The organism is Winogradskyella sp. (assembly GCF_045105575.1).
Taxonomy (GTDB): domain Bacteria; phylum Bacteroidota; class Bacteroidia; order Flavobacteriales; family Flavobacteriaceae; genus Winogradskyella.
Window position 1 is genome coordinate 1 of the sequence record NZ_JBGCDQ010000015.1, and the last position, 26,490, is coordinate 26,490.

25 protein-coding genes and 1 tRNA gene are annotated in these 26,490 nt (G+C 34.1%); 10 read left to right on the forward strand and 16 right to left on the reverse strand.

What is annotated here, in order from left to right; translation table 11 throughout:
• The coding region (locus AB8B52_RS03900) for a carboxymuconolactone decarboxylase family protein (protein WP_406025445.1) at positions 1 to 316 on the reverse strand (316 nt) is incomplete at its 3' end.
• Positions 317 to 424: 108 nt separating this feature from the next.
• Here AB8B52_RS03900 and AB8B52_RS03905 point away from each other — a divergent pair.
• The 4 genes from AB8B52_RS03905 (at position 425) to AB8B52_RS03920 (ending at position 5,060) form a co-directional block, all read left to right on the forward strand.
• The gene (locus AB8B52_RS03905) at positions 425 to 847 is read left to right on the forward strand and encodes an OsmC family protein (protein ID WP_406025447.1); all 423 of its coding nucleotides are present in this window, start codon (positions 425 to 427) and stop codon (positions 845 to 847) included.
• 87 nt (positions 848 to 934) lie between these two features.
• Positions 935 to 1,798: a polysaccharide lyase family 7 protein gene (locus tag AB8B52_RS03910; RefSeq protein ID WP_406025449.1), complete on the forward strand. Its 864-nt coding sequence runs from the start codon at positions 935 to 937 to the stop codon at positions 1,796 to 1,798.
• Positions 1,799 to 1,914: 116 nt separating this feature from the next.
• The gene (gene recJ / locus AB8B52_RS03915) at positions 1,915 to 3,606 is read left to right on the forward strand and encodes a single-stranded-DNA-specific exonuclease RecJ (RefSeq protein ID WP_406025451.1); all 1,692 of its coding nucleotides are present in this window, start codon (positions 1,915 to 1,917) and stop codon (positions 3,604 to 3,606) included.
• Positions 3,607 to 3,782: 176 nt separating this feature from the next.
• Positions 3,783 to 5,060 (forward strand): MFS transporter, encoded by a 1,278-nt coding sequence (locus AB8B52_RS03920; RefSeq protein WP_406025453.1) that lies wholly within the window; start codon positions 3,783 to 3,785, stop codon positions 5,058 to 5,060.
• On the opposite strand, the gene AB8B52_RS03925 is transcribed toward AB8B52_RS03920, so the two are convergent.
• The 5 genes from AB8B52_RS03925 to AB8B52_RS03945 all read right to left on the reverse strand — a co-directional run bounded on the left by AB8B52_RS03925 (position 5,057) and on the right by AB8B52_RS03945 (position 8,455).
• On the reverse strand, positions 5,057 to 5,857 hold the full coding sequence (locus tag AB8B52_RS03925; protein WP_406025577.1) for a UDP-2,3-diacylglucosamine diphosphatase: 801 nt from the start codon (positions 5,855 to 5,857) through the stop codon (positions 5,057 to 5,059). The two genes, AB8B52_RS03920 and AB8B52_RS03925, sit on opposite strands and share 4 nt — an antisense overlap.
• A 10-nt stretch (positions 5,858 to 5,867) precedes the next feature.
• Entirely contained in the window at positions 5,868 to 6,320 is a 453-nt protein-coding gene (locus AB8B52_RS03930; RefSeq protein WP_406025455.1) for a 6-pyruvoyl trahydropterin synthase family protein, read from the reverse strand.
• A gap of 99 nt (positions 6,321 to 6,419) precedes the next feature.
• Positions 6,420 to 6,596, reverse strand: a complete 177-nt coding sequence (locus AB8B52_RS03935; protein ID WP_406025457.1) for a hypothetical protein — start codon at positions 6,594 to 6,596, stop codon at positions 6,420 to 6,422.
• 27 nt (positions 6,597 to 6,623) lie between these two features.
• The gene (locus tag AB8B52_RS03940; RefSeq protein ID WP_406025459.1) at positions 6,624 to 7,958 is read right to left on the reverse strand and encodes an MATE family efflux transporter; all 1,335 of its coding nucleotides are present in this window, start codon (positions 7,956 to 7,958) and stop codon (positions 6,624 to 6,626) included.
• Positions 7,955 to 8,455: a GNAT family N-acetyltransferase gene (locus AB8B52_RS03945; protein ID WP_406025461.1), complete on the reverse strand. Its 501-nt coding sequence runs from the start codon at positions 8,453 to 8,455 to the stop codon at positions 7,955 to 7,957. The genes AB8B52_RS03940 and AB8B52_RS03945 overlap by 4 nt, the downstream gene beginning before the upstream one ends.
• Before the next feature lie 35 nt (positions 8,456 to 8,490).
• On the opposite strand from AB8B52_RS03945, the gene AB8B52_RS03950 reads away from it, so the two are divergent.
• Together AB8B52_RS03950 and AB8B52_RS03955 are read left to right on the forward strand one after the other, a co-directional pair.
• A complete protein-coding gene (locus AB8B52_RS03950) occupies positions 8,491 to 9,288 on the forward strand; it encodes a universal stress protein (protein WP_406025462.1) in 798 nt (265 codons plus the stop codon).
• Between the two features lie 24 nt (positions 9,289 to 9,312).
• Positions 9,313 to 9,386: transfer RNA gene (locus AB8B52_RS03955), tRNA-Ala, on the forward strand.
• A gap of 27 nt (positions 9,387 to 9,413) precedes the next feature.
• Here the strand turns inward: AB8B52_RS03955 and AB8B52_RS03960 are convergent.
• The 5 genes from AB8B52_RS03960 to AB8B52_RS03980 all read right to left on the reverse strand — a co-directional run bounded on the left by AB8B52_RS03960 (position 9,414) and on the right by AB8B52_RS03980 (position 18,983).
• Positions 9,414 to 10,253: an alpha/beta hydrolase family protein gene (locus AB8B52_RS03960; protein ID WP_406025464.1), complete on the reverse strand. Its 840-nt coding sequence runs from the start codon at positions 10,251 to 10,253 to the stop codon at positions 9,414 to 9,416.
• Entirely contained in the window at positions 10,250 to 13,012 is a 2,763-nt protein-coding gene (locus tag AB8B52_RS03965; protein ID WP_406025466.1) for a PD-(D/E)XK nuclease family protein, read from the reverse strand. The genes AB8B52_RS03960 and AB8B52_RS03965 overlap by 4 nt, the downstream gene beginning before the upstream one ends.
• A gap of 71 nt (positions 13,013 to 13,083) precedes the next feature.
• A complete protein-coding gene (locus tag AB8B52_RS03970; RefSeq protein ID WP_406025468.1) occupies positions 13,084 to 14,481 on the reverse strand; it encodes an OmpA family protein in 1,398 nt (465 codons plus the stop codon).
• 136 nt (positions 14,482 to 14,617) lie between these two features.
• On the reverse strand, positions 14,618 to 15,811 hold the full coding sequence (gene kbl / locus AB8B52_RS03975; RefSeq protein ID WP_406025470.1) for a glycine C-acetyltransferase: 1,194 nt from the start codon (positions 15,809 to 15,811) through the stop codon (positions 14,618 to 14,620).
• Between the two features lie 40 nt (positions 15,812 to 15,851).
• Positions 15,852 to 18,983, reverse strand: coding sequence for a UvrD-helicase domain-containing protein (locus AB8B52_RS03980; RefSeq protein WP_406025472.1), 3,132 nt, complete (start codon positions 18,981 to 18,983; stop codon positions 15,852 to 15,854).
• Positions 18,984 to 19,098: 115 nt separating this feature from the next.
• Between AB8B52_RS03980 and AB8B52_RS03985 the strand changes: the two genes are divergently transcribed.
• Positions 19,099 to 19,707 (forward strand): superoxide dismutase, encoded by a 609-nt coding sequence (locus AB8B52_RS03985; RefSeq protein ID WP_406025474.1) that lies wholly within the window; start codon positions 19,099 to 19,101, stop codon positions 19,705 to 19,707.
• 598 nt (positions 19,708 to 20,305) lie between these two features.
• On the opposite strand, the gene AB8B52_RS03990 is transcribed toward AB8B52_RS03985, so the two are convergent.
• The 3 genes from AB8B52_RS03990 to AB8B52_RS04000 form a co-directional block, all read right to left on the reverse strand.
• Entirely contained in the window at positions 20,306 to 22,204 is a 1,899-nt protein-coding gene (locus tag AB8B52_RS03990; RefSeq protein WP_406025476.1) for an amidophosphoribosyltransferase, read from the reverse strand.
• A 141-nt stretch (positions 22,205 to 22,345) separates the two neighbouring features.
• The gene (locus AB8B52_RS03995; protein WP_406025477.1) at positions 22,346 to 23,272 is read right to left on the reverse strand and encodes a PfkB family carbohydrate kinase; all 927 of its coding nucleotides are present in this window, start codon (positions 23,270 to 23,272) and stop codon (positions 22,346 to 22,348) included.
• A gap of 147 nt (positions 23,273 to 23,419) precedes the next feature.
• Complete coding sequence (locus tag AB8B52_RS04000; RefSeq protein ID WP_406025479.1) at positions 23,420 to 24,208, reverse strand: AAA family ATPase; 789 nt, start codon at positions 24,206 to 24,208, stop codon at positions 23,420 to 23,422.
• Between the two features lie 56 nt (positions 24,209 to 24,264).
• On the opposite strand from AB8B52_RS04000, the gene AB8B52_RS04005 reads away from it, so the two are divergent.
• A complete protein-coding gene (locus AB8B52_RS04005; protein WP_406025481.1) occupies positions 24,265 to 24,513 on the forward strand; it encodes a hypothetical protein in 249 nt (82 codons plus the stop codon).
• Positions 24,513 to 24,791, forward strand: coding sequence for a type II toxin-antitoxin system RelE/ParE family toxin (locus AB8B52_RS04010; RefSeq protein ID WP_406025483.1), 279 nt, complete (start codon positions 24,513 to 24,515; stop codon positions 24,789 to 24,791). Before AB8B52_RS04005 ends, AB8B52_RS04010 begins: the two co-directional genes overlap by 1 nt.
• 1 nt (position 24,792) lies before the next feature.
• Here AB8B52_RS04010 and AB8B52_RS04015 read toward each other — a convergent pair whose 3' ends face one another.
• The gene (locus tag AB8B52_RS04015; RefSeq protein WP_406025485.1) at positions 24,793 to 25,434 is read right to left on the reverse strand and encodes a viroplasmin family protein; all 642 of its coding nucleotides are present in this window, start codon (positions 25,432 to 25,434) and stop codon (positions 24,793 to 24,795) included.
• A gap of 61 nt (positions 25,435 to 25,495) precedes the next feature.
• On the reverse strand, positions 25,496 to 26,065 hold the full coding sequence (locus AB8B52_RS04020) for a phosphoribosylglycinamide formyltransferase (RefSeq protein WP_406025486.1): 570 nt from the start codon (positions 26,063 to 26,065) through the stop codon (positions 25,496 to 25,498).
• A gap of 186 nt (positions 26,066 to 26,251) precedes the next feature.
• Between AB8B52_RS04020 and AB8B52_RS04025 the strand changes: the two genes are divergently transcribed.
• The gene (locus AB8B52_RS04025; RefSeq protein ID WP_007647141.1) at positions 26,252 to 26,485 is read left to right on the forward strand and encodes an acyl carrier protein; all 234 of its coding nucleotides are present in this window, start codon (positions 26,252 to 26,254) and stop codon (positions 26,483 to 26,485) included.
• The last annotated feature ends 5 nt before the right edge of the window (positions 26,486 to 26,490 follow it).

Sequence of the window (26,490 nt, forward strand, 5' to 3'; positions counted from 1 at the left end):
TATAGTCCCATATATTGTCTAATTGCTCTTGTTCGGCACCATAACGTTCTGCAGCGCGTATAGCATGTGCTTGACAATACCGGCAGCCTGTTGTATTGCTTGATACCCAAGCAATCATCCGTTTTAAGGCTGAGGTTACGCGACCTTCATTGGCCATAACAGCCTTATTCAAATTAATAAAAGCCTTGCTAATTGCAGGCCTGCGCTGCATAGTGAGGACTGAATTAGGACAAAATCCCAAAGTTTCATTAAAGAATTCTGCTAATTCTTTGGTTTCTAAATCGTGTTCTGCAGACAAAGGAGTTACTAGTGCCATAGTTGTTTTTTTGTGTATTTTTGAAGTAAGTGTCTAAAGTACTTAAAATCATTTTCGATGGAAAATTTTAGTGCACTTTAAGTACTCATAACTTTTAAACTAATAGAAATGTCTGATAAAATAACCACACACTGGAAAGGCGGATTAACGTTTGAATCTGATAATCCTTCAGGAAAATCCGTAATTATGGATACTAACATTGAAGGGCAAAACGAGCGTTTCGGTTTATCGCCTAAAGCGATGATGTTATCGTCATTGGCTGGGTGTTCTGCCTTAGATGTCATTTCAACCTTAGATAAAATGAAAGTTGATATTGATGATTTTAAAATTGATGTTTCGGGCGAATTAACCGACGAACATCCACGTTATTATCATTCAGTCATAGTAGATTATCATTTTTATGGTTCAGACCTAAACAAAGAAAAATGCGAACGTGCCGTGAATTTATCCGTCGATAAATATTGTGGAGTCATGGAAATGTTTAGACGTTTTGCAACGGTTGAAACTGCTATTCACTTTCATGTTAATTGATTCTAGAATTATCAACATTCAAAAAATCAATTTATTTTGAAGGTCTTGTTTAGAGGTAGACGTTATTTTTATAATTAAAAGAAAACGATGATTTGTAATAAAATAAGAGGAACTAGATTAAGGTATTTATTCGTTTTTGGTATGATGTTTTTTCTTGCAACTAGTTGTAATTCAGAAGACGCTAATCTTATCGAAGATCAGCAACAAGAAGACGATGATCCTGTAGATCCAAATAGCTTAAATGCACGTTTTGTATTTAGTAATACCTTAGTGATAGAGCATAGTTGGAATACAGGTGGCTGCGAGAGTCCTCCGTGTGATACAGATGACGATTCACTCACCAACGTTTTTAATAATTCATTACCTAATGATCCTTATTTTTATATGGAAACAGATGAGGTTGAACTCAATTTAGAGTGTCAGCCGGAAAAAGGAAGGCGGATTGAATTTAAACAAATTTCAGAAGGGCCACTAACTTCGTATTCTAAAATGGAATTTGAAGCATTTTTTTACGATATTCCTGATGGTGGTTTTACCATAGCTCAAGTGCATAATAGAGGTGGAAATTCTAATAAACCATTCTTTAGATTAGAGCTTCATAATAACAAACTTGAAACGGTGATTCGTAGAGATCCAGAGGTGAGTTCAAACCAAACTACTTTTAGTAAAGTTGATTATCCATTTTTGAATGGAATGGATTATAGTTTATTTCCTTTAAAAGTCATTTTAGAGAAAGAGAATGGGTTTGTGAAAATAAGAGTATTACAAGATGATACCGTAATTTTGAATCAATCTTTTCAACCAAACACATCTACGGACTGGGTGACTGATAATGGTATTGCCAATGGCTATTATCTTAAAGCGGGAGCCTATAACGCAGCAACAACACATACTGAAAACCTTGTTTTAGGCTATACTACCTTTAAGTTTGAAACAGATGATCTCAACTAGCCTTCGTTTTAATGCGTTATCTTGAAAGCAAAAGATTAAAAGATTTTTAAGGTTAAAGCCTGTTTTAAATATTGCTATTTTTCTGAATCAATAGATCTAATTTCTTATTTTTATAAATGCGTTGGACACTCAAGCCAAAACCATCAATTTCAAAAGTTGAAGCACTAAAAAAAGCACTTCAAGTTAATGATATTGTTGCAACTTTGTTATTGCAACGTGGCATTGATACGTATGATGCTGCCAAAATATTTTTTAGACCTAGTTTTAACGAACTTCACGATCCATTCTTAATGAAAGATATGGATAAAGCTGTTGCTCGAATTGAAAAAGCCATTGAGGAAGGTGAAAATATTATGGTTTACGGAGATTATGATGTCGATGGTACAACATCTGTTGCTTTAATGTCGTCGTATCTAAAAACCAGAACTTCAAATGTTGCTACATACATTCCAGACCGTTATGACGAAGGTTATGGTGTGTCATATAAAGGTATTGATTTCGCGGACGACAATGATATCTCATTAATCATAGCTTTAGATTGTGGAGTAAAGGCTATTGATAAAGTCGCTTATGCCAACCAAAAAGGTATTGATTTTATTATCTGCGATCACCACAGACCAGGAGATAAAATTCCCGATGCAATTGCTGTTTTAGATCCAAAACGAGACGATTGTGAGTATCCTTTTAAAGAACTCTGTGGTTGTGGAGTCGGTTTTAAATTGATTTCAGCCTTAGCGTCTAAGCAAGGGCAATCGCCTGAAGATTTGGTTGAATATTTAGATTTAGTAGCCACTGCAATTGGTGCAGATATTGTGCCTATTGTTGGTGAAAATAGAGCCTTGGCTTATATGGGTTTACAGGTTATAAATACCAACCCAAGACCTGGTATGAAAGCTATTATTGCTGAAGTAAAAAAAGAGCAATTAACCATTACAGACGTCGTTTTTATCATTGCTCCACGCATCAACGCAGCAGGTAGAATGAAACACGGTAACCATGCCGTTACGCTTCTTACAGAAACAGATTTTAATTTAGCAGCAAAATATGCTGTAGATATAGATCAATTTAACACAGACCGAAGAGAAACAGATAAACGGATTACGCAAGAAGCCTTAATTCAGATTGAAGAAAATAACGAACAAGAGGGTTTTACAACCGTCGTGTATGATGAAAGTTGGCATAAAGGAGTCATCGGAATTGTAGCGTCACGCTTAATTGAAACTTATTACAGACCAACCTTGGTATTTACTAAAAGTGGAGATAAGTTAGCAGCATCAGCACGCTCGGTTTCTGGTTTTGATGTTTATAATGCATTGGAAGCTTGTAGTGAACATATTGAACAGTTTGGTGGTCATAAATATGCCGCAGGATTAACCTTACTACCTGAAAACTATGAAGCTTTTAAAGCAAAATTTGAACGTATCGTTAAAGAGAGTATAGATCCAAAATTATTATCGCGAGAATTAAAGATTGATTTAGAAATTGAATTAGGCGATATCAATGCTAAATTATTGCGGATTATCCGCCAATTTGCTCCTTTTGGACCAGGCAATATGTCGCCAAACTTTATGTCGCAAAACCTAAAGGATACAGGTTACGGAAAATGTGTTGGTGAAGACGATAAACACATTCGTCTTACAGCTACACAATCATTTAACGATAAAATGGTCTGCATCGGTTTTGGTTTAGGTGATAAATTAGATATCATTAAAGACAAAAAACGATTCAGTGCAGCGTATGCCATAGATGAAAACCATTGGAATGGTAATGTGAGTTTGCAGTTGAAGTTGAAGGATATTAAGGCGTAATAAACTCATACCTATTTTCTTCAGACCTCACAGGTTTTCAAAACCTGTGAGGTCTCCTACCCATTTTTTTATTCTACATTTGCAGTCTTATTAACATTAAGATGTCTTAGGTATTTTAGTTTGCTGATCGCAGTTGAAGTCAAAAACCCGAAAGAATCTGTGAATTAAAACTAAAATTGACTAAAAACGACCCATACGCAGCATTACGAATCAAAGAATTTAATATCTTTTTATTATTACGCTTTGCATTAGTGTTTGGTTGGTCCATGCAATTTGTGGTTATAGAATGGCAGGTTTATACTATGACTAACGATAAACTCAGTCTTGCTTTAATTGGTCTTTGTGAGTTTTTACCAGCTTTTTTTTTGGCACCTTTTGCAGGTCATATCGTTGATAAAAAGGAGAAACGGAATCTGTTTATGCTCTGCATCGCTCTTTTTTCTTTAATTAGTTTTGGATTATTTTGGTTGACGTCAAATACCATAGAATCTGCTTGGGAAACACATTCTATTTTATACGGAATTTATGGTTTAGTCTTTTTTGGTGGTATTTTAAGAGCTTTTTTTGGGCCAACTATTTTTTCTCTTATTGCATTATTGGTTCCGAAGAAAATTTATCCTAACGCAGCAACATGGAGTAGTAGCACGTGGAAAGGTGCTAGCGTTTTTGGAGCTTTGTGTGGTGGCTTTTTAATTGCTTGGATTGGTGTGCATTATACCTTAGGTTTTATATTTTTATTGGTAATGATCGCTTTAGTATTAGTTTTTTTAATTGCTAAAAAACCAATTATAAATAAGGATTCTACAGAATCTGTAAAAGAGAGTCTTAAAACCGGACTCCGTTTTGTGTTTAAAGACAAGGTTATTTTAGGCGCCTTAACCTTAGATATGATTGCGGTTTTATTTGGTGGAGCTGTTGCTATTTTCGCTGTTTTTGCTAAAGATATTTTAGATGCAGGACCCAAAGGATTTGGAATTTTGAATGCAGCATTATCTTCTGGTAGTATCATTACCATGTTAGCTACGACCTATATTCCGATTACAAAAAATACAGGGAAAAAATTACTCATCTCTATTTTTGGTTTTGGTCTTTGTATGATCGTTTTTGGAGCTTCAAAATTAATGTGGCTTAGTGTTTTAGCCTTGTTCTTTGCAGGTGTTTTTGACGGCATTTCTATGGTGGTGCGTCAAACCATATTACAACTAAAGACTCCAGACCACATGAGAGGACGCGTAGGTGCAGTTAATTCCATGTTTGTAGGCTCGTCTAACGAACTTGGGGCTGTAGAGAGTGGAATTGCTGCTAGGATTTTTGGCGCACCACTAGCGGTTATGCTTGGTGGTACAGCAACACTTATCATTGTAGCCATAATAGGTGTTAAAAACAAACCACTGCGTGAGCTTGATTTAAGACAAGATATTGAAGATCATGAAAATGAAGAGCAACCCGTTTAATGCTTTTTCAATTCAAACGTGTTGCCATCAAAAACACCATACGTATAATACTGAATCCAATCGCCTAAGTTAATATACTTAGAGTTCTTATTCAATTGAATTTCTAAAGGCAAGTGTCTGTGACCAAAGACGAAGAAATCCCGATGTTTCTCTTCTAGTTTTCGTTTGGCATAAATGGCTAGCCATTCGTTGTCTTCGCCTAAAAAAGTGGCATCGTCATCACCTGATATTAATTTGTTTTTTACGGATAAATATTGCGCAATACGCATTCCAATATCTGGATGTCCCCATTGAAATAACCACTTAAAAAATGGACTCAAAAATACTTTTTTCATACGCTTGTAACCTTTGTCTCCAGGACCAAGACCATCTCCATGACCGATAAAGAAGCTTTTATTACTGAGTGCAGGTTGCTGACCGTTGTCGGATTGAGTCAAAGTCTCAAAACTAAACGAAAATTCATGAGGTTTGTGATATACAGGTATGCCGAGTTCTTCTTCAAAATAGCCATTCATCCAAAGATCATGATTACCAACAAAATAATGAATTGGAATGCCAGAATCTGCAATTTCGGCGAGTTTACCTAGCGTTCTGGTGAACCCTTTTGGTACAACAGTTTTATATTCAAACCAAAAATCGAATAAATCTCCTAATAAAAAAATTGCAGCAGCATCGTGTTTAATTTCATCTAACCAGGCCACGAATTTTTTTTCACGAGGTCGAGAAGCTTCAGGAGTTGGTGCTCCTAAATGATTATCTGAGGCAAAGTATATTTTTTTTCCGTCAGCGATATGTATGTGGTTTGTATTATCCATTATCACTAGCAAACCATTCCGCAAAAGACGTTGCTGTTTCTTGAAGTTTTAAAGAATGTAAATTGATATTATTTGGCAAACGTTGTTTAATTTTTTCGGCAAAGTCGATTACCATCATTTCACTTGTGGGTTGGTAGTCTACAAGCAAAACGTTATGATCTCTGTCGGCTAATTCTTTTGCCAACTCTACATGAGGTGTGTTTTTATTAAACACGGTGGCATGATCGAAAACATCAACAATTTCTTCTTTTACAATTTTTTTTAAGTCGGTAAAATCAATGACCATTCCAAATTTTACATGAGTCTTGTCTGCAATGGGAGTGCCAATAACCGTAACATCCAAACGGTAACTATGACCATGTACGTTTTTACATTTACCATCGTAACCGTAAAGGGCGTGACCTGTTTCAAAAGAAAATTGTTTTGTAATGCGTATGTTGCTCATTATCGTTTTTTGTTTCGGTTTACAAAATAGACGATGACAAGTACCAATCCTAAAATAAGGAACAAACCATTTCCGCCTAAAAAGCTGAGAATATCTATATTAATCGTCTTTATATCTGTTTTTATTATATCTATAAATCGCGTAAGCAATAATGACTAATACAACAAAAGGTAAGAATGTACCAATAAAAACACCAATACCGTAAGCGTCATTTGGTGCGTCTTTTAATTTTTCTTCAATATTAACCTCTTGAAGTAGTGTAATTAGCAAGCTCATTTACAATAATCGATTTATAGACCAAATTTACGTGTTTTGGGCAAGTGTTTTAAATGTTTTTCTAAATTTTATAATTAAAGGCAAACCACGAGCAACCATCCAAATTGTAAAAGCTATAAAAATGCCATAAAGTTTGTAGTCTAAATAATCAGTCCAAAAAATAATTGGTATAAAGACAAGAAGGGTAGAAAAAACTAAAACGTTTCTGAGGTATTTCATTTCACCAAGTCCTTTAAAAACACCATCGAAAATAAAAGCTAGCGCACATAAGGGTTGCATGGCTAGGATAATCCAAAATACGTTATAGAATTCGTGGAGCACCTTTTCATCATTACTAAAAAGTTGTCCAATTGGGTAATAAAAAATAGCTCCCAATAACCCAATTAAAATACCGACAATGAGTCCGTATCTAATAAGTTTATTACTTAATTCAATAAGACTATGATACGCTTTAGCACCAAATAATTTTCCGGATAAAATATTTCCAGCACTGGCATAGCCATCAATAAGAAAAGCTCCTAAAAACCAAAGATTAATGGCAATAGTATAAGCTGCAATATAAGTTTCGCCATATTTTGTAGCAAAACTAGTTCCAAAATATAAAGCAGCGTTTAAGGCAATAGTTCTAACGAACAGATTGAGAATCATAATTGTAAATCGTTTCATCTCTGGATGAAATGGAAAAGTTACAAGCAACGGAATATCTGTTTTTTTGAGTAAGTAGTAAGCAGAAAGACTTGCCGTAATAACTTGTGCGATGACACTAGCGTAAGCCGCTCCTTTAATATGCATGGCAGGAATATAACCTTCAATGCCATAAACAAAAGCAAAATCGAGTACAATGTTGGCAAGTGCACCAGAAATGGCAATCAACATTGGGAAATAGGTATTTTGAAGACCTCTAAATGTACCAAAAACCGCAATGGTGAATAAGGTGAAGGGAAAGCCGAACACGCGAATACGATAATAATCGACACTATACGTTAAAATAGCATCAGAAGCATTATAAAGTTTAAAAATTTGAGAAGCAAACGGATGGGTAACTGCAATGATAATAAGGCTCAACGACGTTATTAAAAAAATGGCTTGCGCAGGCAGGTTTTTTACCAAGGCTACATTACCAGCACCTAGATATTGAGACATAATTGAAGAAATGGCACTTCTGGTTTGTCCTAAAACCCAAATAAGCATGGATAAAAAGGTGGTTACAATACCAACAGCAGCTAATGCCGTTGTGGCATTTTGTTCCATATTACCAATAATGGCAGCATCGGTTAAGGACAATATAGGTTCAGACACTCCCGAAATTAAAGCAGGAATGGCCAATTTATTAATTTGTTTTAAGCTAATAGATGTACTCACAATACCAATTCGTAGCAATGAAAAGGGAATTCACTTTGTTTTGGAAAGTAAATATCGCCTAATCGTTTATAGCCGCGAAGTTCGTAAAACTTTTGGTTTCTTTTGTTCTTAGAAAAGGTATCTAATCGAATAGATGCATAGTTATTGTCAATAGCATAGGCTTCTGCAAAACGCATTAATTGTTGTGCATAACCTTTGCCTTGTAATTTAGGGTGAATGGCTAAACGATGGATATAAATAGTATGCTCATTAGAAGTTAACCATTGTATCGGTTTATATTCTGAATCCATAAAAGTTGAAATCACAATACAACCTCTAATAGTATCATCAATTTCTAAAACATAAAGCTCTCCTCTTTTAATATCATTTTGAAAGGCAGATGCATTTGGGTAATGCGCATTCCATTGAAAAATACCCTCGCTAATCATAGCCTTAGCACAAGCTTTTGTAATAACTAATATAGCTTCAATATCTGTTTCTTCTGCTTTCCGAATCATTTTTAATGTTTACTTTTGTGTTAAATTTACTAGACATGAAAACGATACTAGTCCCTGTTGGTTCTTCAAAAAATGCACAAGCTCATTTACAGTATGCTGTAGATTTTGCTAAAGCTTTTGGTGCAAAAATATATGTTGTTCAAATATATAATGTTTATACCAAAGCTGGAACCATGATTAAAATAGATCATATTTTAGAAGCGGAATCAAAATCGTTTTTAGAGCATCATGTCGCGTCAATAGATACAAAAGGAGTTCAGGTCTTTACCAAAACGTTTAAAGGAAAGCTAGTTGATACCTTAGAAAAGGTTTGTGCAGCACTAGATGTGGATTTAATTATATTAGAACCACGTACAAACTCTATTAAAGACGAAGTGTATTTGGGTAAAACATCAGGAAAAATTATAAAACAAACACAAATACCAGCTTTAATTGTGCCAGAAGGTTACGTTTATAAGCCTATTGTAAAAATATTAATTGCTGCAAAATCGGCAATAATGAAGAAAGAGCAAGCATTGAATCCGCTTTTAGCTATTAAAAAACAATTTAAAGCGATTGTAAATATTCTTTTGGTAAAAACTCCTTATCATGTAGAGGAAGATTTTAAATTGAATGCCATTTTGAAAGACACCGTAACTAATATTAAATTTGCGGAGAGTCCAACAACATTTCAAGCGGTTTTAGAGCATTATAAATCAGAATATCCAGATTTGTTATGCGTGGTAAGACGAAAGCGAGGGTTTTTTAAGAAGCTATGGGAAAAAGATACAATTTTGAAAAAAGATTTTCATAGTACTAAATTACCTGTTTTAGTGTTGAGTGGTTTAAAATAATCTATATTTGAAAATTCTTAATTTGGGGATGTAGCTCAGTTGGCTAGAGCGTTTGACTGGCAGTCAAGAGGTCGTCGGTTCGAGCCCGATCTTCTCCACAAAAAGCGTGTTTATGCACGCTTTTTTTATTTCATAAATCTCACGACTTCTTTTACAACTAAATTTAATTCATCTGAAAGTTCATTTTTAGTCCAAGGATGTTTGGTATTAAAAACGTGGTCGGCATTTTCTATAATTTTAAGCTCACTTTTAGGATTCCAACGATGTAGAGCTTCAGCTTCAGAAAGCGCAATAGAAGTATCTTTTGAGCCATGAATAATTAAATGTGGTATCGATAACCGTTTTTCTGCGGATTCAATATTTAAGCGATTTTCATTCGCTTTAAAATCTTCATAAAATTGATAATAGTGTGGCATGTGTTGTTTGGTTCTGCCATTTAAAACGTGTTTGACGCCAGTTTCTTTCCATGTTTTTAAATCTCCAATCGTTGAAGTACGACTGCCAAAATCACTGACACTAGCTAAAGTTATAAGTTTTGTAACGCTTCGGTTTTCTGAAGCCTTTAGTATGGATATACCACCTCCACGACTATGCCCAATTAAGCAAATATCCTTTGTGTTTATATTAGAATGGGTTTCAAAATGAGTTTGTGTCCAATGAATTACCGCTTCTAAATCATCGAGCTCTTTGGTGTAATTGTTATGTCCAAAGGCTTCTAAATCTGGAAAATCGATTGGATTTTCCATCGTACCTCCATTATGTGAAAAGTTGAACTTTATAAAGCAAAATCCTGCTTCGGCAATCTGTTGTGCCATAAGATCCCAAGCTCCCCAATCTTTAAACCCTTTATAACCATGGCAAAAGATAACGATAGGTTGTTTCGTTTTTTCTTCCGAATAAAAACAATCGATTAGAATAGGCTTTTTCTCATGTCTTTTTAAAATGATATTAGTTTCTATGGTCATGAATCAAGTTCTTTTTCAATAAAATTAAGCGTCGGATTCCAAATTTCAGTAATGAGCTTTTTAAGTTCTATTTCAAAATTATCTAAAGTAGTATCTGTTATTAATTGGTCTTTGGTTCTGGCATGTGAAGATGCCTTTTTTCCGAATTTTAAAAACCCTTCGCTGAGGTTTTTAAAAGATATAATTCCAGCTTCAATAGGCAATTCAATCCGTTTTTGCTGTCGCATCATATAAGCATAACATAAAATTTGAAAAGACTTGCTGTACTTATCGTAGTCTGTGGTGATATCTTCCCAATTTGTAATTTCAACTTTATTTTGTTCAACTTTTCCAGATTTATAATCGATGACGCGAGTAACACCATTAAAACTATCAATTCTATCTACTTTACCTTTTAGTTTAATAGGAAAATTTAAGCCATCAATCTTAATATCAATTGCACTGTCTGTTTCAATAGAAATGATTTCTATTTCGTTCCCAGATTTCACACTTTCTAGTTCTAAGTTGATAAAATTTGAAATATAACGCTGAGCAATTTCAAAAATGATTAGATTTTTTCCATTTGAAAAACCACCTTTGTTATAGAGTGCTTCAAAGTGTTTGGTAACCATCTTCGTTATGTCACGTTTGAAACTTTCAAGATGCACTTCTGTTAAAATTGAACCTTCTAGTGGTTTATAAAACTCTTCCAGAGCATTGTGAATAACAGAACCTAATGTGTTGGCAGCGATATTTTCTTCAACATCATCAAATTCGGCAATGCCAAGTACTTTATCATAGTAGAAATCCATTGGGTTTCTAATGTAATTGGTTAAAGATGAAGGAGAATAACCTTTTTCTGATAATTCTTTCAGCTTTATTAGCACTGATGGTGTTTTAATTATTTGTGTGCGTTTTTTTTCAATTATTGGAACTTCAGGTGCTATAATGGTGTGTTGTATATTGTGAATGCCTTCGATATCTAGTTGTGTTAAAAATCTACTTTTTTCACCTCCTTTTAAAGCATCAATTTCAGTGTTGTACAAGATATAGACATTTTTAGCACGTTGCAATAAGCGATAGAAGTGATAGGTGTAAACGGCATCCTTTTCTTTGAAGGTAGGCAGCTTGTTTTCTATTTTAACATCGAAAGGAATAAAAGAATTATTGGTTTTTCCTGATGGAAGAATACCTTCATTAACGGAACTGATAATAACGGTTTCAAAATCGAGAACACGAGATTCCAGCATACCCATAATTTGAAGTCCTTCTAAAGGCTCTCCCTTAAAGTCTAAAGTTTCTGAACTTAGCAGTTCGTTATAAATGCTTTGTAAGGCGATTATAGATTTAAGATGCTTGTATTTAGAGTTGAGCTCTGAAAGCTGATTAAACAATGTATTGAAACGGTATAAATATTCCAGTTCCAAATTGTGAAGTTGTTTGTTATCATCAAAACCAGTTTTCATTTTAAAAATAAGCTTGGAGCATTGTTCCAAAGCCTTGTTCGGTTCATTTTTCCAAGATTTAAAAAGTAAATCGATGACTGTTTTATGGGAATTAGAACGTTGTTGAAGTTCGGAAAGTGTGAGATAAACTAAATTGTTCGTTTGAATATGCGTAATAAGTTCACTAGCAACATTGCCTGATCCTATTTCAAATAACGGATATATTGATGGATGCGAGAGTAAGGCAATCACATCCTTATAATAATAGTGCTCGGCATTGGGTTTATGAAGAACAAACAATTGCTCAAAAAATGAAGCCAGAGGTACAAACTGTAGAGGCAATCCCATGGTAACATTCAGTTTGGTTATGGATTTTGGAATGGAATTGAGTACAGGAAGTAAAAGTTGTTCTTCACCTAAAACGACTGCTATCTTAGAGAGGTTGGTTTCTGTTTCTGTAAGGTCTTCAAGAATCTGACCGATGTACTTGGCTTGTCCAACAAGTTTAGGAATACCAATAGTTTTAACATGCTTTGGTTCACTGTAGTTAGAGGTAACCCAGTTAAAAGGGTTGTGTTTAAAGTATTCCCATTGTTTTCTATGTTGCCTAGTAAACCATCCAGCATCATGTATAGAATCGTTAATGAACGATGTATCAATATCCCAGTAAATATGAGCTAAATCGTTTTTTAATAATGCCTGAATCACTTTGGATTCTGCTGTATTTAGAGCATTAAATCCAAGGAAAACATGTGTTTTATTGTTGTTATCTTTAATATAAGTATCTAAATTTTCAACGGCTTTTCTATAAATAAGACCTTGATAGCCCTGTTTTGATTGTAGAAGCTTCTCGGTATAAACGGAATAGTAGGTCTTAAGCTGTTTCCAGAACTTAAGATGATTTTCAACGAGTACCGTAGGGTTAGGTTCTAAAGACCAATGGCTAAGTTCTTTTATAGCACTTAGGTAGTCAAAAATATGGTCTTGTGGTATAAGGTAACGATCAATTTCATTAAAGTCTTGAAGTATAATTTGTGCCCATTTAGAAAACGACTCAAAGGATTCTTGATCTTTTTCGTCGGTAAGACTTTTATAAGTCTCATAAAATTGAAAAAGTAAGTCTGGGTTGGGTAAGGTTTGTATGCCAGAAAGTTCTTCTACAAATTCTTCAATACTCAGAATGTGAGGAGAAAAAATAGGTTGATTTAACAACGAAGAGATGTGATGTTTAAGAAAAACTCCAGCGCGTTTACTTGGAAGTATAAAGTATAGCGTTTCAAGATTTAAGTTTTTAGCTTGAAGATCTTGAAGTACGTCTTTTATAAAAGGGTTCATTGTATAAAAATAAAAAACGCTCCGAAATTCGGAGCGTTTTTAAAATATATTTTAAATATGTTTTGAAGTTTTTAGTTTTTCAACTTTACTTCAACACGTCTGTTTTCTTTCTTACCAGCTCTTGTTTTATTGCTAGAAATTGGAGTCGACTCACCGAAACCTGCAGCTGTTAATCTGCTTGCATCAATACCGTTAGCGATTAAATAATCTCTAACTGCATTTGCACGCTTTTCAGATAACGCTTGATTTAGCTTCTCAGAACCATCACTATCAGTATGCCCTTCAATTGAAAAGTTAGCTTTAGGATATTCCTTAAAAATTGCTGTCATTGCTTGTAAAACTTGGTCAGTTTCTTTTTTGAAAGACGCTTTACCTGAGTTAAACAAAATAGACTTAGAAAAGCTGTTTAAAGTTTCCATAACTGCTTCAGTTGGCTTCACTTCAGGACAACCGTTATTTGCAGCTGTACCAGCTTCGTTAGGACATTTATCATCTTTATCTAAAATGCTATCACCATCAGTATCTGGCCAAGGACAACCGTTGTTTGCAGCAGGACCTGATTCGTTAGGACATTTATCATCACCATCAGCAACACCATCTCCGTCAGCATCTGGACAACCCATTAATGCTTTTAAACCAGCAACAGTAGGACATTTATCATCTTTATCCATTACACCATCACCATCAGCATCTGGACAACCGTTAAATTCAGCTAAACCAGCAGTGTTAGGACAATCATCTTTAGAATCTTGGATACCATCATTATCAGAATCTGGACAACCATTAAAGATTTCTAAACCAGCTTCTTCAGGACAAGCATCGTCTTTATCATATATACCATCACCATCAGTATCAGTACCACCAAATTGGAAGGTAAGACCTACTGTATGTTGAAAATGCTTAGGTAAATAATCTTCGAAAGCATGCTTATAAGTAGAATTGATATCTAAACCTACAGTTTCAGAAAACCATATTCTAAATCCTAGAGTTCCGTTTAACGTACCAGCTCCAATATCATCTACCCAAGAATAACCACCACCAACACCTAAATAAGGATCGATAGTTTTTGATTTAATCGTATTCATAAAACTATAACTCACTCTACCGTCTAAACCGTAATAAGTTAGATCATCAACAGTATTAGTTGATTGTTCTTGAGTTAAAGGATCTACATTAGTACCGAATTTGCTAATTCTATTTAAAGAACCAACAGCTGTGAATGTAAAACCATCACTTAAGTATCTCGATACACCTACAGATGATAAGGATGGAATAAAATTCCAGTGATCTCCGACGTTGAAGTATTCGTCAAAATAACCACCCTGAGGCGCATCTTCTCCTACCGGATATACATCAACGGCATTAGCTCCAATTGTTACAGCCCATGGGTTGTTTTTGTCTTGAGCATTAGAAGTGCTAAAGCTTGCTAAAAGCACCGCTACAAAAAATAATCTGCTAAGATTTTTCATATTCTAATTAATTTTAATTTTTAAGTGTTAATTGTCAACAAAAGTAAGTTGTTAAACTTTGTTAACAAAGACAAAGATATAAAAATATTGCAATTTCCCTCTAAATTAGAGTGTTCGAGTTAATTTTAGAATGATTTCAGATAACATCTAGTGCTTTTCCTACTTTTACAAAGGCAGAAATAGCTTTGTCTAGTTGTTCTTGTGTATGTGCGGCAGAGAGTTGCACTCTAATTCTAGCTTTATCTTTTGGTACAACAGGATAAAAGAAACCAATCACATATATGCCTTCTTCGAGTAACATATTTGCCATGGTTTGCGATAGTTTGGCGTCATATAGCATTACAGGTACAATAGCAGAGTCACCATCTACAATATCAAAACCAGCTTCTTTTATTCCTTTTTTGAAATATTTTGTATTCCAATCTACTTTATCTCTTAAGGTTGTATCATTCTTAAGCATATCGAACACCTTGATTGATGCACCAACAATAGCTGGAGCTAACGAATTTGAAAACAGGTAGGGTCTAGAGCGTTGACGTAATAACTCAACAATTTCTTTTTTCGCAGTGGTGTAACCTCCCATGGCTCCTCCCATGGCTTTACCTAGGGTTCCTGTAATAATATCAATACGTCCTAAAACGCCTTTTTCTTCTAGCGTTCCGATACCTGTTTCACCTATAAACCCTGTGGCATGGCATTCGTCTATCATTACCATAGCATCATACTTATCAGCTAAATCACAGATTTTATCTAATGGTGCTACTAAACCGTCCATAGAAAATACACCATCGGTGACAATAATTTTGAATCGTGTACCATTTTTATTTGCTGCTATAAGTTGAGCCTCTAAGTCCGCCATATCATTATTTTGATATCGGTATCTTGCCGCTTTGCACAATCTTACTCCGTCTATAATCGAAGCGTGATTTAATGAATCTGAAATAATGGCATCTTCTTTAGTTAATAGCGGTTCAAAAACGCCACCATTAGCATCAAAAGCTGCGGCATAAAGTATGGTATCTTCGGTACCATAAAAGTCGGCTATTTTTTGTTCTAATTCTTTATGAATATCTTGAGTACCGCAAATAAAGCGAACAGAAGACATTCCGAATCCGTGTGAGTCTAAGGTATCTTTCGCGGCCTTAACAACATCAGGATGCGATGATAAACCTAAATAATTATTAGCACAGAAGTTTAAAACTTTTTGCCCTGTATTAAGTGTGATTTCCGCACCTTGAGGTGAAGTAATAATGCGTTCTTCCTTAAAAAGCCCAGCGTCTTTTATAGCTTCTATTTCTTCTTGTAAGTGATTTTTTATATTTCCGTACATCGTTTAAATTTTGTGTCTGAAACAAAGATACTATGAAAAATCAGACTTCAAGAACTTCAATAGTATCATTTATATAAACCAGTATTTTATGAGTCACCTTTATATTCATCTCAGTTAAAACGGCTTCATAGTCATTCAATTGCGCTCCGTGAAACCTCTTGGCATCGCCTGTTTTGTAGTCAATAATTATTGCTTCGTTTTTAGCATTAATATTGAGTCGGTCTGGTCTTAAAAGCTGACCAGAAGTGGTAATAATATCACGTTCGTTATAAATTTTGAATCCGTCCTTATAATATATTGATAATTTAGGGTGTTGTATCACATCTAAAACCAATGCTTTTAATTGATCTGAGTTTACCTTTGTGATATCACCAGAAATTAATAAATCGTTAAATGCAATATCTATATCTGCTATCGTGTTAATTTTAGATAGAATTAAATGCACCAAATTACCGCGTTCTATTGCAGCCTCTTGTTGAGTGTCCCAAAGTAAGCCAGATTTGGTAACGATATTTAAATTATGCTCTTCTTTAGGTACCGAAATTAATTTTAAGGGCTTTGACGGCATTTTCTTTTTTGAAGTAGCTTCATTTGGTTTTAAGGTTCCAAAATTATAAACCAATTGATTATCTGTCCATTTGTTTTCATGCTTCAAGAAATTAATAAACATGCCAGCATAGGTGTTTTCATTAACCACACCTTTTGAATTGATATCTTTTTTAGAAATTACATACAGTTGTTCAACCGCTCTTGTTAACACAACATATAATAGGTTAATGTTGTCGAGTTCTAGTTGCGATTGATGTGTTTTGTAAATTAATGATCCTGCGTTACCAAAATGTTCTACATCTTTATTATAGTTGAGTAGTAAGGTGCTAAAACCTTTATGAATTTCTGGTTTTACAGGAAACCAAACTTTTGGTTCTAATTCTCTATAAATATTAAGGTCTGCATACGGAAATATAACGACAGGAAACTCTAAACCTTTCGATTTATGAATGGTCATTATCTGAACAGCATCCAAATTCTCAGGCGTAACCACACTTAATTTGTCGGCTTTCTTTTCAAAATAATTTATAAAACCTGAAACATCAGAATTTTGTTTCTGTGTGAATTCTAAAACAACATCCAAGTAAAATTGAAGGTAAGCGTCTGATGTTTTATTTAAACTGAATTGTCGTACCACATGTTCCACCAATTCATATAATGGTAATTGAAGACATTGATTTTTGTCGATAAATATGTTGAGAGCGCTTAAACCTAAAAATAATTCATCAAGATTTTGTTTAAGATAGGTCACAAAGAATTGATGTTTATCATCAATGTGATGCTGCGCTGCTAAATAAGATAAAACGTCAACCTTAAGACTATCGTTATTTGGTTGTACAAGCAGTTTTAAGAACGAATTGATAAAATGAACTTTATCTGAATTTTTTAAAAGCAAGGTTTCAGAAGATGTGATTTTAACCCCATTTTCGTTCAGATAATTGGCAATGGAAACACCTTCTTTTCGTTTTCTGACTAACACACAAATATCATCTAAAGGAAAACCATTGTCCTGACATTGTTTTATGGTTTCTAAAACTTGGCTGGCATAGCGTTCATGGATGTTATCATCTTTTTCAATGTCTAAAAAATTAAGATTTACATAACCTTCCGAGTCATTATGTTTGTTCTGTTTGGCTCTTTTGTAAAGATCAGCATAAGCGGTTTCGTTAAAAGCCGATGCGCTTAAAAACTCAAAAAACGAATTATTAAATTCAATAACTGCTTTGGCACTTCTATAATTGGTTTCTAACGGTAAAACGTCGGCTTCCAGCTGAAATGGATGTTCAATTTTATTATATAGTTTTATAAACTGTTCGGCTTCACCACCGCGCCATCTGTAAATAGCTTGTTTGGCATCGCCAACTAACATGGCAGAACCATTGGCTGCTGAAAGCGCATTTTCTAATAGAGGGATTAAATTTTCCCATTGCATGTTAGAGGTGTCCTGAAATTCGTCTATAAAGTAATGTTTAAATTTTTCTCCCAAGCGCTCATATATAAAAGGCGTGGGCTGATTTTTAATTTCTTTACTTATAATAGTGTTAAATTCTGAAATCAACATTTTATTCTGATCACTTTTTAAAGCGTCCAATTCATTTTTTATGGCATTTAAAACAGAAAGTGGTGTAATATTTTTATAAAATCCTTTTTTCAATTTTATGTTGAAGACTGAGTTTTTTGTGCTGATAAAAGCTTCAGCGAGTTGCGGTTGAATACGTTCAATAGTTGAAACTACAACATCTGAAACCCGTTTTGGATACAGCGTATGTCCTTCAGTTAAATCATTTTGCCAAGCCGACTCAAAATTAATGCTAAATCGTTTTTGTTTTAAATTTTCGAAATGCTTCGGCAAAGAACTTCTATTAAAATCGTCGTATTGCAATCCGCTTTCATCAATTAAGGTGAGTATCGCAGTTGCTTTGTTTATGATCTCTTCTTCAAGTTGACTAATGTCTTGTCCTAACTGTTGTTTTAGGTTTTTGAAATCTTCGAGTGTTTTCTTTTTTAACGTGCTAAGCGCAAAGAGGTCGTTTTCATTAACTAATAGTTTTGAAATCTTATTAAAATCGTAGCTAATGTCCCAACTTTTGTCATCGTCTGCTTTTTCTATGGCAAAATCTACCAGAACTTTGGTTAAGGTTTTATCGCTTCCGGCTTTAGCAATTAAACTATCTACAGCCTCGTTAAGCAAACGTTCTTGATCGAGTTCGACTTCAAAATTTACTGGTAATTTTAAATCGTGCGCAAATGTTCTGATGACTCTGTGGGTAAAACCATCTATCGTAGAAATATCGAAAGCACCATAATTATGAATCATATGTTTTAAGATGCCTTTCGATTTATTATGAAGCATTTCAGGTTCAATTTGAAGTTCTTCGCAAATCGCCAAAAACATAGGATGTGGCTTTGTTAGGCTGTCTTCCGAAGAAAAAGATTTTAGCATTTCTATAATGCGTTCTTTCATTTCGCCAACCGCTTTATTAGTAAACGTGATGGCTAAAATGGTTTTAAAGGCATCGAGACTTTTAGACTGAATTAATATTTTTAAATAGGCTTTTGCTAGCGTAAATGTTTTTCCGCTACCAGCTGAGGCATTATATATTTTGAAGGCTGAATTTTGCAAGAGAATAATTTTATACCAAAATAGGGAATCTTAATAGTTTATTAAGAATAAATAACGCTCAAAATTGTAAATTTGAAATCAAACGACACATTAACCAATTAAAAATAATATAATTATGGCTTTTGAATTACCAAAATTAAAATATGCTTACGATGCTTTAGAACCAAATATTGATGCTCGCACTATGGAGATTCATCATTCTAAACATCATCAAGGTTATACAAACAAATTAAATGCTGCTATTGAAGGTACGGATCACGATGGAAAATCGATAGAAGATATCCTTACTAACTTAGATATGGATAATAAAGGTGTTAGAAATAATGGTGGTGGATTTTATAATCACTCATTATTTTGGGATGTTATGAATCCGGAAGATAGAGGTTACCTTTCTGGAGATTTAAAAGATGCTATCGATGCTGAATTTGGCTCTAAAGATGCTTTTATTGAAGCGTTTAGTAAAGCAGCTGCAACACAATTTGGTTCTGGTTGGGCTTGGTTATGTGTGCATAAAGGAGGAAAAGTAGAGGTGTGTTCTACACCAAACCAAGACAATCCATTAATGCCAGGTGTTACTTGTGGAGGCACACCAATCTTAGGATTAGATGTTTGGGAACATGCTTATTACTTAAATTATCAAAACAGAAGACCAGATTATATTGATGCCTTTTTTAAAGTCATTAACTGGAACGAAGTTGAAAGACGTTACGCTGAAGCAAAGTAATTTAGTGTTTCTTACAAGCTTTTTATGGTCACTGAGCAAAGTCGAAGTTACTGAAAATTAAAAGTTGGTAAATATAAATTTTAAATAGAAAAAATCCGAGTCTTAAAAAAGGCTCGGATTTTTTATGTTCTAAAAAGAAGTTTTTAAATTTAATGAGATACCTGCCTTCGCAGGTATAAAATGAAAAAGGGCGAACAGACGTTCACCCTTTTTGCCCCAAATCTACCATAAACTTAACCTACTTATGTTATGGTGAATCAAATATAAGTGGACATTATTTCTCTAATCAATTTTTTGGACAAACGACCTATATATTAGTCTAAGCGTGGAAAGTATTCACTTTGTAATGACCTAACTTAAAAAGACAGGGTTTTAATATTTAGTACAACTTAAAGTAATACTTTAAATAAGTGCATAAAAAAAGGTGAACTAAGTTCACCTTTTTTTGCCCCAAATCTACCATGAACTTAACCTACTTATGTTATGGTGAGTCCAATGTATATTTAATTTGTTAAAACGAATTATAAATCGGACGAAATACAATATTATCCGATAAAATACTTATTTTATCGGATAAAAGGCTATTTTGTAATGTGGATTAGTACGCGCGTTCTTTATTGCCTTCGTAAAAATTGATAAAAGCTTTATTCACTACTCGGTTACCACCTGGTGTAGGATAATTTCCTGTAAAGTACCAATCTCCTAGGTTCTTAGGACAGGCCTTATGCAAATTAGCCACAGGTTGAAAAATAATTTTTACTTCAGCATTGACATCCTCATCACTTAATAGTGTTGAAATTTTATCTGAAATTTGTTCGTCAGTAAAATTATCGTAAATCTCTTTTACGTAGTTGACAACGTTTTTATCTTTCATATTAACTTGTTGAATACATTTGTGATAAACGGATTCTACAATGTCATATTGATTATGATCTTTCAGCAATTCTAAAGCGGCTCTAAACGCAATTAAAGTTTCTAGATTTGCCATATCTATACCATAACAATCAGGATAACGTATTTGAGGAGCAGAGGATACCACAACGATTTTCTTTGGACTCAATCTGTCCATCATTTTTATGATACTTTTCTTAAGGGTAGTCCCTCTTACAATACTATCGTCTATAATGACCAAATTATCTGTTGGCTTTATAACACCATAAGTAACATCGTAAACATGCGCCACCAAATCATCTCTGCTGCTATCTTCGGTAATAAAGGTTCTTAGTTTAACATCCTTTATGGCTATTTTCTCAATACGTGGTCGTTCAGATAAAATCTCTGTGACACGTTCTGCAGACATTTTACCATTTCCTTTGAGTATCTGTTTTGTTTTCTTTTCGTTGAGATGTTCTTCAACAGTTTCAATCATCCCATAGAAGGATGTTTCTGCCGTATTGGGTATATAAGAGAATACAGAATTTTTTGTATCGTCATTTATAGCCTCGAGAACTTTAGGCATCAATAAACGGCCAAGCATCTTCCGTTCTTGATAAATTTCCGCATCACTACCTCTAGAAAAATACACACGTTCAAAAGAACAGGCTTTTCGTTCTAAGGGCTCTAATATTTTTTTAATTTTAGTTTCTCCAGATTTTTTAGTGATAATGGCATGGCCAGGATCTAACTCTTTAACCTCATCAAAAGGTACATTAAAAACAGTTTGAATCACAGGACGCTCTGAAGCAACTACTACAATTTCGTCATCTTTATAATAATAAGCTGGTCTTATACCAGAAGGATCTCTTAATACAAAAGAATCTCCGTGACCCAACAAACCTGCCATAGCATAACCACCATCCCAGTTTTTAGCTGCACGTTTTAATATTTTACCAACCTTTAAACGTTCTGCAATTAAGGGGGAACATTCGTTTTTATTGTAACCTTCTTTTTTAAGATCTCTATAAATTTTAGCAACAGCATCATCCAAAAAATGTCCGATTTTTTCCATTACTGTTACCGTATCCGCTTTTTCTTTTGGATGTTGACCTATTTCAATTAAATTATCGAATAGCTCGTTAACATTAGTCATGTTAAAATTACCAGCAACAATAAGGTTTCTATGCATCCAATTGTTTTGCCTTAAAAACGGATGTACACTTTCCACGCTATTTTTTCCAAAGGTTCCATAACGGACATGGCCTAATAAGACTTCACCGATATACGGAATATGTTGTTTTTGTAAAGCAACATTATCTTGATACTTTGGATGGTTAGTAAGTTCCTCATTGATACGCTCATTAATCTGTGCAAAAATATCTTGAATAGGTTGCTGAGCGATAGACCTCACTCTGCTGATATAGCGTTCTCCGGGTTTTACATCTAGTTTAATACTTGCGAAACCAGCACCATCTTGACCACGATTGTGCTGCTTTTCCATCATTAAGTACATTTTATTAACACCATAAAAAGCACTACCGTACTTTTTTTTATAGTACTCTAATGGTTTTAGAAGTCTAATAAGTGCAATTCCACATTCATGTTTTAAAGCATCACTCATGATTAATTTTTCGCTAGTGTTAGTTTATGGTTGTTTTCTCTAGTCGAGATTTTAAAATTAGTTTTAATAGGTCTCTTTATTGTAGAGATTCTGAAACAAGTTCAGAATAAAAAAACGCGCTCAATTTCTGAGCGCGTTCGTTTAGTTTAATTCTATGTCAAATTGCGTTAGACTTTTAAATTGGTCTAAGCGTTTATAAATTTCTTTATCTGTTAAGTTTTGCATGCGCTCTGTGCCAAATTTTTCTACACAAAAGGATGCTAAGGTCGATCCATAGATCACAGCTGTTTTCATACTCTCAAAAGAATAATCGCCTGTTTTTGCTAAATAGCCAGCGAAGCCACCAGCAAAGGTGTCACCAGCACCTGTAGGATCAAACACTTCTTCTAAAGGTAAAGCAGGTGCGTAAAACACATTATCATCATGAAACAATAAGGCACCATGTTCACCTTTTTTAATGACCACATATTTAGGACCCATTTCATGAATCTTACGTGCTGCAACGACTAAAGAATATTCACCTGTTAATTGTCTGGCTTCTTCGTCATTAATGGTAATAACATCTACGTTTTTAATCACTGAGAGTAAATCGTCTAAGGCGATATCCATCCAAAAATTCATCGTATCTAAAATAGCCAACTTCGGTTTTTTAGTCATTTGGTCTAAAACACCTTGTTGTACCATTGGGTGCAAATTTCCTAGCATCACCACTTCTGCATCTTTATAGTTATCTGGAACAATAGGATTGAAATGCTCTAATACATTTAACTCTGTAGCTAAAGTATCTCGCGAATTCATATCATTATGGTATTTACCACTCCAAAAAAACGTTTTGCCATCTTTTACAATTTCAATACCTTCAATATTGACATTCTTATTTTTTAAAAGATCTAAATATTCCTGAGGAAAATCTCCTCCTACAACAGAAACTGCTGCTGCATCTACATTAAAATTTGAAGCTGATAAGCCTATATAAGTTGCTGCACCACCAAGGATTTTATCTGTTTTACCAAAAGGGGTTTCAATAGCATCAAAGGCTACAGTACCAACTATCACTAATTTACTCATAAAAGCAGTTTAAATTTAGCTGCAAAAATACATGAAATAAAATTGAAATTGAAATCGAACTTGAACCTGAATTTGAAATTATTGTGGTGAACAAATTGATGCAACAGCACCAAAGACTAAACGACAAGCAACTTCACAACAAACACGCTACAAATGTCTCAAAAAAGCTTCAGGATTATTTAGAAACGCTTTGGTAACCGTATAATGTTCCGTATCTGTCAAAGCTGTTTTTTTCATATCATCTGAAGTTATCTCGTAAATAGTAGCATCAGGATACGCTAATAACATGGGAGAATGCGTAGCAATAATAAATTGTGAGTTGTGTGTTTTTAAATGTTGATGTAAAAATGAAATAAGCGTGAGTTGTCTTGCAGGAGAAAGTGCAGCTTCGGGTTCATCTAATAGATAAATACCTCTGGAGTTTATTTTTTGATTCATAATTTCTAAATAAGCTTCACCATGTGAAAAGGTATCTAGTTCCTGACCAAAATTTTGCCTAACATGATGCAGTTGATAATTAGCACTAGCCTTCATGTCTTCAATAATATGTTTGGGAACTGAATCTCCTAAATCTCCCATCTGATTTTCTATGGTGATACCAGTACGATGCACACTGTTTAGAAAATCCCCAAAATCTTCCGCTCTAAAGAAGAAACCTACAGAACGTTCCATTTGCCAAGTCAATTCAAGGTGAGGTAATAATGTTTTTGCCGCATCAAAACTATTTTTAGAATAACCAGAGCCATCCATGTGAGGCAACTGCAACCGGCAAGCAATGGCTTCTAAAAATGTGGATTTTCCTGATCCGTTTTCACCAACCAAAAAAGTAATAGGATTAGAAACATCAATGTCTTTAGCGTATTTTATTGCAGGAATATCATACGGAAAAGGATGGGTGCGTTCTGTGTTAATGTTTATGGTTTTTAGGTATGGCAATTTTAAAAATTTATTGTTATGCTAAATATACGTATATTTAACGTAAATATTACGAAATGAAAACGGATAAAAAACGAAAAGAAGTCCTTCTAGATAAAGAAACACTTTCTATACTTGAAGCCAAGGCTAAAAAGCAAGGTAGAAATTTAAAAAATTATATGGAATTTGTTTTGCGTGAAGATGCCTATGCTTTTGAGCCTTCTGCGAGTTATAAACTAATGATGAACAAAATGATTGAAGATCATGAGCAAGGCAAAACGAGTTATACTTCTTGGAAAGATGCCAAAAAAGAACTTTTAGATTAATGGTTTTTGAAATTAAATTAAGTGAATTATCAAAAGTAGATTTAAAAGAGGCGCGTGATTACTACTCAGTTATATCTTCAGGGTTATTAAAACGGTTCGATATTGAAATTTCTGAAAATATTGAAAGAATAGCTATAAATCCTCAACATTTTCAAAAGCGTTACCGTAACATAAAGATTGTGTTTACTAAAACCTTTCCTTTTGGAATTCATTATTTGGTAGATAAAAAGACTGTTTATGTCCAAAGGATTTTACATCAAAAACGACATTATCAATAAATCATTTCCTCCCAAAATCTGCAGGTATCTCACCCCAAGCTTTAGTTTCCCACTTTACAATCGTTGTAGAATAGTCGTTGTTTTTTAACCACAGCACAGCACGATCTACTAAATCATAAACTGGTTTGTTTTTAGCGTTACGCTCTAACTTAGAATTGCATGTTTTTTTGCGAACCCAACTCATAGCTGTTTTAGAATCTGTGTACATAAGACGTTCACTATTATGCTGTTTTAAAAATGCTAAGCCATGAACCAAAGCTAAAAACTCACCAATATTATTTGTGCCTTGTTCAAAAGGCCCTTGATGAAATAATTGTTTTTTTGTTTTAGTATCGACACCTCTGTATTCCATAATGCCAGGATTTCCGCTTGAAGCTGCATCAACAGCGATAGAATTATAGTTAGGTTGGCCAATTTTTTTGAGTTGTGTATCTGAAAGTCCGCTTTTAAATGATTTATTTTTTCCTATGTAGTCAAAGTAATTGCCTTTTAGTGCCTCTTTTGCAGCTTCAAATGTACTAAAGGATTTGTATTGTGCTCCTTGATAGTCTTTAATCATTGCTTTGCAGTCGTTCCAAGACTCAAAGACTCCTGTTTTGTGACCTTTCCAGATGGTGTAATATTTTTTTTTCTTTTTTGACATGAATTTTTTTGACACGAATTACACTAACTCTCACTAATCTTTTTGGAATTTAGTTTTTTATTTATTGGGATTGGAGCACGCGTTCAACAACTCTCGGAAAATGCTCCATCTCCAACAAATGAATCTTTCTAGCCACATCTTCCGCAGAGTCCGTAGATAAAACCTCACAGGTTGTTTGAAAAATAATGGCTCCTTCATCATAATTCTCATTCACATAATGAATAGTGATGCCAGTTTCAGTTTCCTTATTTTTAACTACAGCTTCATGCACATGTATTCCGTACATACCTTTTCCTCCATAGTTTGGTAATAATGCAGGATGAATATTAATCACTTTATTCGGAAATGCTTTAAGGATAAATTCAGGAAACTTCCAAAGAAAACCAGCTAAAACGATAAGGTCTGGTTGTGATGCTTTCAGTAGGTCTAGCACATCTTCAGATTTCGAAAACGCAATTCTATTAAACGATAAGGCGCTAACATTGAGTTTTTTACAACGATCCAAGACTTTGGCATGAGGATTGTTAGTGAGTACCTGAATAACAGACGCAGTATCGCTGTTGTGAAAAAACTTAATTAAATTTTCAGCATTAGATCCACTTCCGGACGCAAAAATTACAACACGTTTCATTTACAGGTATATTTGTTTTTAGTATTATTCAAACAAAAAAAAGAATAATAAATAACAATTAGGGCAAAACCAAAATACTTTATCTTTATTTTTACTAAATTAAAAACACATTTTATTGGTAAAGATGATATTTCAAATAAAGTTTTTTATTTTTGCCATCTAATTAAAACTTAAAATTAAAAAATTATGTCAGACATTGCATCACGAGTAAAAGCGATTATCGTAGATAAATTAGGTGTTGATGAAAACGAAGTTGTAACTGAAGCTAGCTTCACTAACGATTTAGGAGCGGATTCATTAGATACTGTAGAATTAATTATGGAATTTGAAAAAGAATTTGATATTCAAATACCAGACGATCAAGCTGAGAACATTGCAACAGTTGGTCAAGCTATTTCTTATATAGAAGCGGCAAAATAATAACT

Excerpts from the sequence above, each read along its gene's own strand:
- AB8B52_RS04005 (WP_406025481.1), top strand. The coding sequence starts at position 24,265 with ATGAAAACGGATAAAAAACGAAAAGAAGTCCTTCTAGATAAAGAAACA.
- AB8B52_RS03935 (WP_406025457.1), bottom strand. The coding sequence starts at position 6,596 with ATGAGCTTGCTAATTACACTACTTCAAGAGGTTAATATTGAAGAAAAA.
- AB8B52_RS03910 (WP_406025449.1), top strand. The coding sequence starts at position 935 with ATGATTTGTAATAAAATAAGAGGAACTAGATTAAGGTATTTATTCGTT.
- AB8B52_RS03905 (WP_406025447.1), top strand. The coding sequence starts at position 425 with ATGTCTGATAAAATAACCACACACTGGAAAGGCGGATTAACGTTTGAA.
- AB8B52_RS03990 (WP_406025476.1), bottom strand. The coding sequence starts at position 22,204 with ATGAGTGATGCTTTAAAACATGAATGTGGAATTGCACTTATTAGACTT.
- recJ (WP_406025451.1), top strand. The coding sequence starts at position 1,915 with ATGCGTTGGACACTCAAGCCAAAACCATCAATTTCAAAAGTTGAAGCA.
- AB8B52_RS04025 (WP_007647141.1), top strand. The coding sequence starts at position 26,252 with ATGTCAGACATTGCATCACGAGTAAAAGCGATTATCGTAGATAAATTA.
- AB8B52_RS04010 (WP_406025483.1), top strand. The coding sequence starts at position 24,513 with ATGGTTTTTGAAATTAAATTAAGTGAATTATCAAAAGTAGATTTAAAA.
- AB8B52_RS03965 (WP_406025466.1), bottom strand. The coding sequence starts at position 13,012 with ATGAACCCTTTTATAAAAGACGTACTTCAAGATCTTCAAGCTAAAAAC.
- AB8B52_RS04020 (WP_406025486.1), bottom strand. The coding sequence starts at position 26,065 with ATGAAACGTGTTGTAATTTTTGCGTCCGGAAGTGGATCTAATGCTGAA.
- AB8B52_RS04015 (WP_406025485.1), bottom strand. The coding sequence starts at position 25,434 with ATGTCAAAAAAGAAAAAAAAATATTACACCATCTGGAAAGGTCACAAA.
- kbl (WP_406025470.1), bottom strand. The coding sequence starts at position 15,811 with ATGTACGGAAATATAAAAAATCACTTACAAGAAGAAATAGAAGCTATA.
- AB8B52_RS03970 (WP_406025468.1), bottom strand. The coding sequence starts at position 14,481 with ATGAAAAATCTTAGCAGATTATTTTTTGTAGCGGTGCTTTTAGCAAGC.
- AB8B52_RS03985 (WP_406025474.1), top strand. The coding sequence starts at position 19,099 with ATGGCTTTTGAATTACCAAAATTAAAATATGCTTACGATGCTTTAGAA.
- AB8B52_RS03950 (WP_406025462.1), top strand. The coding sequence starts at position 8,491 with ATGAAAACGATACTAGTCCCTGTTGGTTCTTCAAAAAATGCACAAGCT.
- AB8B52_RS03930 (WP_406025455.1), bottom strand. The coding sequence starts at position 6,320 with ATGAGCAACATACGCATTACAAAACAATTTTCTTTTGAAACAGGTCAC.
- AB8B52_RS03995 (WP_406025477.1), bottom strand. The coding sequence starts at position 23,272 with ATGAGTAAATTAGTGATAGTTGGTACTGTAGCCTTTGATGCTATTGAA.
- AB8B52_RS03960 (WP_406025464.1), bottom strand. The coding sequence starts at position 10,253 with ATGACCATAGAAACTAATATCATTTTAAAAAGACATGAGAAAAAGCCT.
- AB8B52_RS03945 (WP_406025461.1), bottom strand. The coding sequence starts at position 8,455 with ATGATTCGGAAAGCAGAAGAAACAGATATTGAAGCTATATTAGTTATT.